8 protein-coding genes and 1 pseudogene are annotated in these 10564 nt (G+C 71.8%); 3 read left to right on the top strand and 6 right to left on the bottom strand.

Going from position 1 to position 10564, the window contains the following annotated elements:
- Nucleotides 1-275 (bottom strand): annotated as a pseudogene (locus ACR9ZG_RS15640) (hypothetical protein); the annotation flags it as partial.
- A 325-nt stretch (nucleotides 276-600) separates the two neighbouring features.
- On the opposite strand from ACR9ZG_RS15640, the gene lepB reads away from it, so the two are divergent.
- Nucleotides 601-1329 (top strand): signal peptidase I, encoded by a 729-nt coding sequence (gene lepB, locus ACR9ZG_RS15635; RefSeq protein WP_481285773.1) that lies wholly within the window; start codon nucleotides 601-603, stop codon nucleotides 1327-1329.
- 36 nt (nucleotides 1330-1365) lie between these two features.
- Here lepB and ACR9ZG_RS15630 read toward each other — a convergent pair whose 3' ends face one another.
- A complete protein-coding gene (locus tag ACR9ZG_RS15630) occupies nucleotides 1366-2307 on the bottom strand; it encodes a siderophore-interacting protein (RefSeq protein WP_481285772.1) in 942 nt (313 codons plus the stop codon).
- A 146-nt stretch (nucleotides 2308-2453) separates the two neighbouring features.
- Between ACR9ZG_RS15630 and ACR9ZG_RS15625 the strand changes: the two genes are divergently transcribed.
- Nucleotides 2454-4031: a carboxylesterase/lipase family protein gene (locus ACR9ZG_RS15625; protein WP_481285771.1), complete on the top strand. Its 1578-nt coding sequence runs from the start codon at nucleotides 2454-2456 to the stop codon at nucleotides 4029-4031.
- 69 nt (nucleotides 4032-4100) lie between these two features.
- Here the strand turns inward: ACR9ZG_RS15625 and ACR9ZG_RS15620 are convergent, their stop codons facing one another.
- The 4 genes from ACR9ZG_RS15620 to ACR9ZG_RS15605 all read right to left on the bottom strand — a co-directional run bounded on the left by ACR9ZG_RS15620 (nucleotide 4101) and on the right by ACR9ZG_RS15605 (nucleotide 9409).
- The gene (locus ACR9ZG_RS15620) at nucleotides 4101-5870 is read right to left on the bottom strand and encodes a glycoside hydrolase family 35 protein (RefSeq protein WP_481285770.1); all 1770 of its coding nucleotides are present in this window, start codon (nucleotides 5868-5870) and stop codon (nucleotides 4101-4103) included.
- A gap of 248 nt (nucleotides 5871-6118) precedes the next feature.
- The gene (locus ACR9ZG_RS15615; RefSeq protein ID WP_481285769.1) at nucleotides 6119-7483 is read right to left on the bottom strand and encodes an ABC transporter substrate-binding protein; all 1365 of its coding nucleotides are present in this window, start codon (nucleotides 7481-7483) and stop codon (nucleotides 6119-6121) included.
- 43 nt (nucleotides 7484-7526) lie between these two features.
- Entirely contained in the window at nucleotides 7527-8405 is an 879-nt protein-coding gene (locus tag ACR9ZG_RS15610; RefSeq protein ID WP_481285774.1) for a carbohydrate ABC transporter permease, read from the bottom strand.
- Between the two features lie 62 nt (nucleotides 8406-8467).
- The gene (locus ACR9ZG_RS15605; protein WP_481285768.1) at nucleotides 8468-9409 is read right to left on the bottom strand and encodes a carbohydrate ABC transporter permease; all 942 of its coding nucleotides are present in this window, start codon (nucleotides 9407-9409) and stop codon (nucleotides 8468-8470) included.
- Nucleotides 9410-9533: 124 nt separating this feature from the next.
- On the opposite strand from ACR9ZG_RS15605, the gene ACR9ZG_RS15600 reads away from it, so the two are divergent.
- Nucleotides 9534-10564: LacI family DNA-binding transcriptional regulator (locus ACR9ZG_RS15600; protein WP_481285767.1), on the top strand; the 1031-nt coding region annotated here is incomplete at its 3' end.

Genomic DNA, 10564 nt, shown 5'->3' with positions numbered 1-10564 from the left:
GAGTCGGGGTGGGCGTCGGCGTCGCGGTGGGCGCGGGAGTCGGCGTCGGGGTCGGCGTGGGAGCAGGGGTGGGCGTGCCTGTCGGAGTCGGCGTCGGCGTCGGTGTCGGCGTCGGCGTCGGCGTCTCGGTCGGCGTCGGCGTCGGCGTGGAGCCGTCGCCGCCTCCATCGCCATCGCCGTCCCCGTCCTCCCGCCCCTCGGACGGTGTCGGCGACGGTGTCGGCGAGGGCGTCGGCGTCGGCGTCCCGGTCGTCCCCGGCGCGGACCCCGCGCATCCCGGCGGCTCGCACACCCTCGCGGCCGCGGCCTGGGGTGCGCCGAGCACCCCGGCGGCCAGCACGACGGCGGCGAGCGCCGACAGGAGCCGTCCGGCACCAGGCGGGTACCCGGATGGCGTGAGCCGTGCGGGATCGACGCGGCGCGGTCGTCCGCGTCGTGCATCCTTCCCGAAGCCTGGGAGTGCTTTCCGCATGGTCACGCGGGTACCGGCGGTCGCCGGACGACCCGTCTACCGATGCTCTCACCGCGTGCGCGGCGCGACAAGGAGCGGGATGCGGATCGGATGCGCCTCTCAGCCTCCGCACGCTAGCGTGAGGAGTTGTGACCGACACGACAGCGACCGCACGCCCTCGCCGCTCCTCCCGTCGTTCGGGCTGGAAGTCGCTGCTGCGCGACGTCGTCGTCATCGTGGTCGTGGCCGTCCTGGTGTCGTTCCTGATCAAGACGTTCGTCGCGCGCTCGTTCTACATCCCCTCTGGATCGATGGAGAACACGCTCCAGATCCAAGACCGGATCATCGTGAACGAGCTGCAGCCGAAGGTCTTCCCGCTGGAGCGCGGCGACGTGGTGGTGTTCAAGGACCCGGGCGGCTGGCTTCCGCCGGCGCCGCCGCCGACCGGCAACGCATTCCAGCAGGGCGTCGGAGCCGTGCTCGACTTCATCGGCCTCGGCGCGTCGGACAGCGACCAGCACCTGGTGAAGCGGCTCATCGGTCTCCCGGGCGACCGCGTCACGTGCTGCAACGCGCTCGGCCAGATGAGCGTGAACGGCGTGCCGCTGAAGGAGCCGTACGTGCTGCTTCCCGCGGGCACGCAAGCCGTGTCGGCGAAGGCGTTCGACGTCACCGTCCCCGACGACAGCGTCTGGGTCATGGGCGACAACCGCTACAACTCGGCCGACTCCCGCTACCACATGGACGACCCGGGCAAGGGCTTCGTGCCGCTCAGCGATGTGGTCGGCAAGGCCTTCGTCATCAGCTGGCCGGCGAGCCACTGGACCTGGCTCGACGACTACCCGGAGGTGTTCCGGGGCGTCGAGCGGGAGGACTGAGCCGCCCCTCGCGAGCGACCCCGGTCCGCGAACGGCCTAGTTCTCGGCGCGCCCGAGCCGCCAGTACCCCATGAAGGCGACGCGGTGGCGGTCGATGCCGTGGCCGCGCACCAGCAGGCGGCGGATGGCCTTCACCGCGGCCGACTCCCCCGCCACCCAGGCGTAGAAGCCGCCGGGAGCGTGCTCCGGGCTCTCCCAGAGGATGTCGCGGTCGACGTCCACGTCGGCGAGCCGCTGGCGCCGTGGCGCGGCGGCCGAGGCGACGACCTCGGGGTTCGACGCGAGCCACTGCTCGACGGCCGGCAGCAGCTCGGTGCCGGTCGGCGCGTCGCCGCGGGCCAGCCACGTGATCGTGACGCCGGCCGGCGCGCGCAGCGGCTGCGCGTCCTCCGCCGACGGCACCTCGATGAAGACGCGCGCGTGGCAGTCGGCGGGCCGCGACTCCAGGATGGCGGCGATGGCCGGCGCGGCCGTCTCGTCGCCCGCGAGCAGCAGCTCGGTGCAGTCGCCAGGACGCCAGTCGATGCCGGAGCCGCGGATCGGGCTGCGGGAGTCCGGACCGACGATCACGAGCTCGTCGCCGGCCGTCGCGCCGAGCAGCCAGCGCGCGGCAGGGCCGCCGTCGCCGTGCGCGACGAAGTCGATGTCGATGCGACGGTCGTCCGGGTCGGCCGTGCGCACCGTGTAGGTGCGGAACGGGTTGCGCCGGTCCTCCGGGAGCGCCCGCCAGCGGTCGTACCAGTCGCCCGCCGCGATCGACTCCTCGTCGTCGATGCCGACGTCGGAGAACGAGCCGTCCGGCAGCGGGAAGAACAGCTTGATCCGCTGGTCCAGCCCTTCGGTGCCGAAGTGCTCGAAGGCGTCACAGCGGAAGCTCACCCGCGTGAAGTGCGGCGACAGCCTCCGGACGGCCACCACCTCGGCGCGGTACGGACGATAGGCGGGACGCTCGACGCGAGGCGGGGCGATGATGGTCACGCGGGCCGGATCCTCTCGGGTGCGCTGCGGACGGCTGAGCCGGATGGGGGAACTAAGGTAAGCCTATACTTACCTGGCCGCCGCGATCCTCCGAGCTTCCTCAAAGCTGCACCCGCTCCCCGGTCGCCGCGGGCCATGATCGTGGGGTGAGCAGGAGCCGCGCGCGACCCGGGGCCGGACAGGCGGGTTCCGACCATCCGATCGTCGAGACCGGGGCCGGGCCCGTCCGCGGCACGGACGACGGCCGGGTGGCGGTCTGGCGCGGGATCCGGTACGCGAAGCCGCCGGTGGGCCCGCTCCGCTGGCGCGCGCCCGTCCCCGCCGCGCCGTGGACCGGCGTCGCCGACGCACTCGCGTTCGGCAGCACCGCGCCGCACATCCCGAATCCGGCGGTGCCGCAGGGCGAGGCGCAGCAGGACGAGGACTGCCTGTTCCTGAACATCTGGCGCCCGTCCCTGCGGGTGCATCCTCCCGGCGCGGAGGCTCCGCGACCGGTGATGGTCTGGATCCACGGCGGCGCCTACACCCTCGGGTCGGCCAGCCAGCCGATCTACGACGGCACGCGCCTGGTCGAGGTCGGCGACGTCGTGCTGGTCACCCTCAACTACCGGCTGGGCGCCTTCGGCTTCCTGGATCTGCGCTCGGCCGCCTCCCGCGACGACGCCTTCGACGCGAACCCGGCCCTGCGCGACGTGCTGCTCGCGCTCGCCTGGGTGCGCGACAACATCGCGGCGTTCGGCGGCGACCCCGGCCGCGTGACCGTGTTCGGGCAGTCGGCGGGAGGTGGGATCATCGCGGCGCTCCTGGCCACGCCGTCCGCCGCCGGGCTGTTCCACCGCGCGATCGTGCAGAGCGCGCCCGCGACCTCGATGTACGGGCCGGAGCGGGCGGCCGCAGTGACGGAGCGGTTCCTCGCCGCGGCGGATGCCACGGGCGCCACGCCGGAGGAGCTGCGCGCGCTGCCGGTCGAGACGGTCCTGCGGGCCGCCGCGGCGGTCTACACGCGCATCCCGCAGGAGCACCCCGGCACGCTCGCGTTCGCCCCGTCCATCGACGGGGACCTGCTTCCGGAGGCGCCGATCACCGTCCTCAGCGAGGGCCGCGGCCTGCCCGTGCCGCTCGTCATCGGCAGCAACCGCGACGAGGCGACGCTGTTCATGGTGATGCGCTCCTCCCTCCTCCCGCTGAGCCGCCGGGGGCTCGACGCGATGTTCGCCAGGATGCTGGACGAGAATCCCGGCGTGGAGGCGCCCAGCCGCGATCAGGTGATCGCCGCCTACAGCGGGCTGCCGCGCTGGGCGGTCGGGCTCGGGATGGCGACGGACATCGCCTTCCGCATGCCCGCCGTGTGGATCGCGGAGGGCCACAGCGCCATCGCCCCCACCTACCTCTACCGCTTCGACCACGCGACGCCGCTGCTGCGGCTGTTCGGGATCGGCGCCGCGCACGCGAGCGACCTCTACTACGTGTGGGGCAACCTGGAGGCCACCCCGCGAGACCCGTCCTTCCGCCTCGGCGGCAAGAGCGAGGCGCGCCGCGTCACGCGCCGGGTGCAGGAGCGCTGGACGGCGTTCGCGCACGGCCGCGGTCCTGGCACGGACTGGCCGGCCTACCGTGCGCCCGAGCGCGAGACGCTCGTGATCGGGCGGCAGGACCGCGTGGTGCGCGACCTCGACGCCGGACGCCTGGCGGGCTGGGGCGCGAACGCCCTCAGCTTCCGCTGACCCCGGCCGACTCGTGACCCGATGTCACGTCTCGGCGCGGGAACCCGCACCGAGTCACGACTCGGCCGCTCAGAACTCGGTGTGCCCCAGCCGCGGCTCCGGCACGAACGCGGCGACGGCCTCCGCCGCCGACTCCAGCTCCAGGATGATCAGCTCGTTGCGGCCCGCGCGCACGACCGGCGCCGGCACGTGCAGGGTCTCCTGCGGACCGCGGGTCCAGTAGCGCCCGAGGTTGAACCCGTTGAACCAGGCCACGCCCTTGCCCCAGCCGGTGGTGTCGAGGAACAGCGTCCCCGGCTCCTCCAGCTCGAACACCGCGCGCGCGAAGACCGGGCCGGCCAGCCGCTCGGGAGCCGCGTCCTCGGCGGCGGAGGCGTCCAGCGCCTCCCGCACGCCGGTCAGCGCCGTCAGCTCCAGGGGCAGCACGCTCCAGCGGCTCAGCTCCTCGCCGTTCAGGCGCACCGGCGCGATCAGGCCCTTCGGCTCGCCGATGCGTGGCCCGTAGTCGACGCGGCCCTGGTCCTCCACGAGCAGGGTGAGGCTGCCGCGGGCGGGCGCGAGGGCGATGGCGCTGTCGTGGTGGTCCCTGGCGAGCACGCCGACCCGGTTGGAGCCGACGAAGACGTACGCGCGGTCGCGCACCTCCCCGAACTCCAGCACCGCCGGCTCCGCCGTGTCGATCTCGGTCCGGTACAGGCCGAGGCCGCTGTAGTGACCGAGCTCGTCGAAGCTTGGCAGGTCGTCGGTGTGCCGCCAGCTGCCGAGCCGGTCGGCTACCGCGAACAGCGGCACGGCGGCGTCGAACGCCACCGTCAGCGACGGCGCCGCGGCGGCGAAGACCGGCTCCTCGGCCGGCACCGGCGCGTGCTTGGCGATGACCTCGCGGAACGCCCAGAACTTCTCGGTCGGCTCGCCCGCCTCGTCCAGCGGGGCGTCGTAGTCGTAGCTGGTGACGATCGGCTGGTAGACGCCCTTGTCGTTGGCGCCGTTGGTGAAGCCGAAGTTCGTGCCGCCGTGGAACATGTAGATGTTGACCGAGGCGCCGGCGGCGAGCAGGTCGTCCAGGTCGGCCGCCGATTGCTCGACCGGCGTCGTGTGATGGTGCGCGCCCCAGTGGTCGAACCAGCCGTCCCAGAACTCCGAGCACATCAGCGGACCGGTCGGCTGGTGCTCGCGCAGCGTCGCCAGGCGCTCGCGCGACCGGGAGCCGAAGGAGGCCGTCTTGAGCAGGCCGGGCAGCGACCCGTTCTCAAGCATCTCCGGCTCCGGCTGGTCGACCGTGGTCAGCGGCACGTCGATGCCGGCGCGGAGGGTGACCTCCGTGAGGTGCCGCAGGTAGTCCTTGTCGTCGCCGTACGCGCCGTACTCGTTCTCCACCTGCACGAGGAGTACCGGACCGCCCGCGGTCACCTGCAGCGGGCGCACGATGGCGAGCACGCGCTCGAGGTACGCGGTGACGGCGTCGAGGAAGCGCGGCTCGGCGCGGCGGATGCCGACCTCGGGATCGGTGAACAGCCACGCCGGCAGCCCGCCGTTGTCCCACTCCGCGCAGATGTACGGCCCGGGGCGCACGATCGCGTGCATCCCCTCCTCCTGCACCGTGCGCAGGAAGCGGTCGAGGTCGAGCCCGCCCTCGGTGGTCCACTCGCCAGGACGGCGCTCGTGCGCGTTCCAGGGCACGTAGGTCTCGATGGTGTTGAGCCCCATCAGGCGCGCCTTGCGGATGCGGTCCGCCCAGTCGTCGGGGTGCACCCGGAAGTAGTGGATGGCGCCCGACAGGATGCGGAACGGCTCGCCGTCGAGGACGAAGTCGTCGCCCGCGATCTCGAAGCTGGTCATGGCGTGCTTTCTCGTTGCGGAGGAGGGAGGGGGTTCACGTGCCGGACAGGGAGCGGGGGCCGGCCCCCCCGGGCGCCGCCCCCCCGGGCCCCCCCGTGGCGGGGGGGGGGTGGGCGCCCGGGTGTGCGCGGCGCGCCAACGCCGGGAGGCCGCCGGGGGGGGCCGGGGGGGGGGGGGGGGGGGGGGGGGGGGCCCGGGCCGGCCCGGGGCGCGGGGCGGGCCGCCGGGGCCCCGGGCCGCGCGTCGCCTCACTTGCCGGTGACGGTGAAGCCCTGCTGGTTGCCGTACTCGACCATCGCCTTCTGCCAGGCCTGGAGGCCCGGGTTCAGGCTGGTGTTGGACGTGTACGACTGGCCGACGGTGTCGCCGTAGATGCTGTTCGCGTAGACCTGGAACGGCAGGTACTGCCAGCCGCTCGTGACGTCCTTCGCGCCCTGCACGAGGACCTCGTTGATCTTCTGGCCGCCGAAGTACTCGGGCGCCGAGGCGAGGAAGTCGGAGGACTCCAGGTCCTTGGTGGTCGACGGGAAGCCGCCGGACTCCAGGAAGACCTTGATGCTGTCCTCGTCGTTGTTCAGCCACTTGAGGAAGCCGGCCGCGAGCGCCTGGTTCTTGCTCTGCTTGAGCACGACCTGGCCGCCGCCGCCGTTCTCGGCGTTGGCCGCCTTCCCGTCGTAGGTCGGGATCGGGGCGACGCGCCACTGGCCGGAGGCGTCCTTCACCGACGACTCGAGCACGCCGGGCATCCACGCGCCGGTGATGAGGGTCGCGATGGAGCCGTTGCCGAGCGCCTTGTACCAGTCGTCGGTCCAGCCGGTGACCGGCGAGAGCAGCTTGCCCTCGACCAGCTTGTCCCAGCTGGCGGTCCACTTCTTGGTGCCCTCGTCCTGGAGGTCGATGCTCACCTTCGTGCCGTCGACCTGGAACGGGCGGCCGCCCGCCTGCCAGATCATGCTCGTGGTGAAGCCGGAGTCGCCCGAGTCGCTCGTGATGTAGGCGTTCGGGTCGGCGGCGTGCAGCTTCTCGGCCGCGGCGACGTACTCGTCCCACGTCTTCGGCACCGCGATGCCGTGCTTGTCGAAGACGGTCTTGTTGTAGAACATCGCCATGGGGCCGGAGTCCTGCGGGAGGCCGACCAGCTTGCCGTCGACGTTGACCGAGCTCCACGGGCCCGGCGTGTAGTCGTCCTTCAGCTTGTCGAAGCCGTACTGGGTGAGGTCGACGAGGGCGTCCGAGAGCGCGAACTGCGGAATGGCGTAGTACTCGACCTGCGCGACGTCCGGCGCGCCGTTGCCCGCCTTGATCGCGTTCTGCAGCTTCGTGTACTCGGTCGTGTTGGTGCCGGCGTTGACGAGCTTCACGTCGACCTTCGGGTACGCCTTCTCGAACGCCGCGACCTGCGCCTCGGCCGAGGGGGTCCACGACCAGTACGTGATCGTGCCGCCCTTCTCGAGCGCGGCCTCGATGTCGGAGGCGCTGCCGCCTCCGCCGCTGCTGCCGCCGGACGAGCAGGCGGCGAGCGATGCGCCGAGGACGGCGGTGGTCGCCAGCGCCGCGGCGATGCGGCGCAGGCTGCGCGAGCGTGTGGCGCGCGTGATGACCTGGTCTTTCATGGTGGTGGGGCCTTTCACTTCGTCGGGAACGGGATGGTGCAGGTCACTGCTTGACGCTGCCGGCGGCCAGACCGGACTGCCAGTAGCGCTGGAGCACCAGGAACGCGATCACGATCGGGACGATCGTGATGAGCGATCCGGTGATCACGAGGTTGTAGATCGGCTGGGCGCCGACCCCGGTCGCCTGCGCGCTCCACTGGCTGAGGCCGACCGTGAGGGGGTACCAGGTCGGGTCGCTCAGCATGATGAGCGGCAGGAAGTAGTTGTTCCAGGTGGCGACGATCGCGAACAGGGCGACCGTCACGATGCCCGGCGCGAGCAGCCGGAGCGAGATGGTGAAGAAGGTGCGGAACTCGCCCGCGCCGTCCATCCGCGCCGCCTCCAGCAGCTCGGTCGGGATGGCCTCGCTCGCGTACGTCCAGATCAGGTAGAAGCCGAACGGGCTGATCAGCGAGGGCAGGATGACCGCCCAGGGGGTGTTGGTGAGTCCGGCCTGGCTGAACAGCAGGAAGGTCGGGACCGCGAGCGCCGTGCCCGGCACCGCGATCGCGCCGAGCACGACCGCGAAGACGGCGCGCTTGCCGGGGAAGTCGAACTTCGCCATGCCGTACCCGGCGACGGTAGCCAGGAGGGTCGCCCCTCCCGCGCCCACCACCACGTACAGGAGCGTGTTGCCCAGCCACTGCACGAAGATGCCGCCGCGGTAGGTGAAGGTGTCCGCGATGTTCTGGAACAGGTTGAAGCCGTCGCCGAACCACAGGCCGAAGGTCGAGAACAGGTCGGGCTGGCTCTTGGTCGCGTTGACGATGAGCCAGACCAGCGGCACGAACGAGTAGATCGTGAACAGGACCATCACGATCGTCAGGACGAGGGACCGGCGGGGGCGGCGGCCTCCCTCCGAGCGGCGGGAGGGCCGGGCCATGCCACGGCGGGCGACGCGCGGCCCCGCGGCCGCGGCGTCGTGGACGGTGTCGAGCGTCGACATCAGCGCATCTCCTTCCGGGAGCCGCGGAGCTGCACCACGTAGGCGATGACCGCGGTGACCACTCCCATGACGATCGCGACGGTGGCGGCGTAGTTGAACTGCTGCCCGGCGAAGGAGAGGTTGTAGGCGTACATGTTGGGCGTGAAGTAGCTGCTGATCGCGTTGGGGGCGAGCTGCTTCAGGAGGTTCGGCTCGTTGAAGAGCTGGAAGCTGCCGATGATCGAGAAGATCGTCGCGATCACGATGGCGCCGCGCACGGCGGGGATCTTGATGCTGAACACCTGGCGGAACGCGCCGGCTCCGTCGATCTCGGCCGCCTCGTACAGCTCCCCCGGGATGACGCGCAGCGCCGCGTAGAAGATGAGCATGTTGTAGCCCATGAACTCCCAGGTGACGATGTTGCCGATGGAGCCGAGGATCCACGACTGGCTCAGCGGCGCGAACTGCGTCCCGAAGAAGTCGTTGATGCTCGCCGTCAGCCCGAACTGGTCCCCGTAGATGAAGCCCCAGATCAGGGCCGCGACCACGCCGGGCACCGCGTACGGCAGGAACAGCGCGATGCGGAAGAAGCCTGCGCCGTGGAGACGGGCGCTGTCGAGCGCGAGCGCCGCGGTCAGCGAGAGCACGAGCATGATCGGCACCTGGATGAGCAGGAAGATCGAGACCCGGCCGAGCGACTCCCAGAACTTGCCGTCCTGCAGCACCGCGAGGTAGTTGGCGAGGCCGACGAAGGCGTTGCCGCCGATGAGCTGCTGGCGGAACAGGCTGAGGTAGATCGCGTAGACGACCGGGGCGATGATCATCGCCGCGAACACGATCATGAACGGGGCGACGAAGGCCCAGCCCCGCCAGTCGCGGCGGGCGCGGCGGCCGCCCGGCCGCGACGGGTTCGCGGTTCCGGCCTGCCGGCGGGCCGGCGGCGTGATGGACGTCGTTGTCATGGCCTTCCTCAGTGTTCGTCTGGATAGGATGTTCACGTCAACATCCAACGGCGACACCCTAACATGTTGACGTCAACATCGCGCAAGTCCGACGGTGCGCGATCATCCGCCAGAATGGGGAGCCATGACCGAGTCGACGACCGACAGGCCGCAGGGCCAGCGGGTCCGCGCCGCCAGAGGACCCTCCCTGGGCGACGTCGCCGCGCACGCCGGCGTCTCCACCCAGACCGTGTCGCGCGTGGCCAACGGCCTCACCAATGTGGAGGCCGCCACGCGCGCCAGGGTCCTCGAGAGCATGCAGGCGCTCGGCTACCGGCCCAACCGCGCGGCCAGGGCGCTGCGCTCCGGGCGCTTCCGGAACCTCGGGGTCGTCATGTTCACGCTGTCCTCCTACGGGAACATGCGCACCCTCGACGCGATCGCGGGCAGCGCGGCGACGGCCGGCTACTCCATCACGGTGGTCCCGGTGGAGCGGCCGACGCAGCAGGACGTGAGCGTCGCCTTCACCCGGCTGCTGGAGCAGGCGGTCGACGGCATCGTCATCGTCATCGAGGCGCACATCGTCGACCGGGCCGACGTGGAGCTCCCGGCGGGCCTGTCCGTGGTGGTCATCGACTCGACGGAGCGGCCGGACTACCCGCAGGTCGACACCGACCAGGCGCAGGGCGCGCGGATCGCGACCGAGCACCTGCTCGGGCTCGGGCACGAGACGGTGTGGCACATCTCCGGACCGGCCGACTCGTACTCGGCCGCGCGCCGCGAGCAGGCCTGGCGGGAGACGCTGGAGGCGGCGGGCGCGCCGGTCCCGGAGGTGCTGCACGGCGACTGGTCGACCTCCGCCGGCTACGAGCACGGCCGCTGGATCGCCTCCCACCCCGAGGTCACCGCTGTCTTCGCGGCCAACGACCAGATGGCGCTCGGCGTGCTGCGCGCGCTGCACGAGGCCGGCCGCAGCGTGCCGGACGACGTCAGCGTGGTCGGCTTCGACGACATGGCGGAGGCCGACTCGTTCTGGCCGCCGCTGACGACCGTCCACCAGCAGTTCGAGGCCACCGGCCGCCGCGCGGTCGAGCTCCTCATCGCCGAGATCGAGGGCCGGCCCGAGCCGGTCACCTCGACCGTGCTGCCGACGCACCTCGTGCTGCGCAGCAGCAC

The sequence above is a fragment of the Leifsonia sp. KNZ12-8B genome (assembly GCF_056755495.1).
The sequence above is the reverse complement of the archived record's forward strand: the minus strand, read 5'-3'. Positions and strand labels throughout refer to the sequence as shown.

Excerpts from the sequence above, each read along its gene's own strand:
- ACR9ZG_RS15610 (WP_481285774.1), bottom strand. The coding sequence starts at position 8,405 with ATGGCCCGGCCCTCCCGCCGCTCGGAGGGAGGCCGCCGCCCCCGCCGG.
- ACR9ZG_RS15605 (WP_481285768.1), bottom strand. The coding sequence starts at position 9,409 with ATGACAACGACGTCCATCACGCCGCCGGCCCGCCGGCAGGCCGGAACC.
- ACR9ZG_RS15615 (WP_481285769.1), bottom strand. The coding sequence starts at position 7,483 with ATGAAAGACCAGGTCATCACGCGCGCCACACGCTCGCGCAGCCTGCGC.
- ACR9ZG_RS15620 (WP_481285770.1), bottom strand. The coding sequence starts at position 5,870 with ATGACCAGCTTCGAGATCGCGGGCGACGACTTCGTCCTCGACGGCGAG.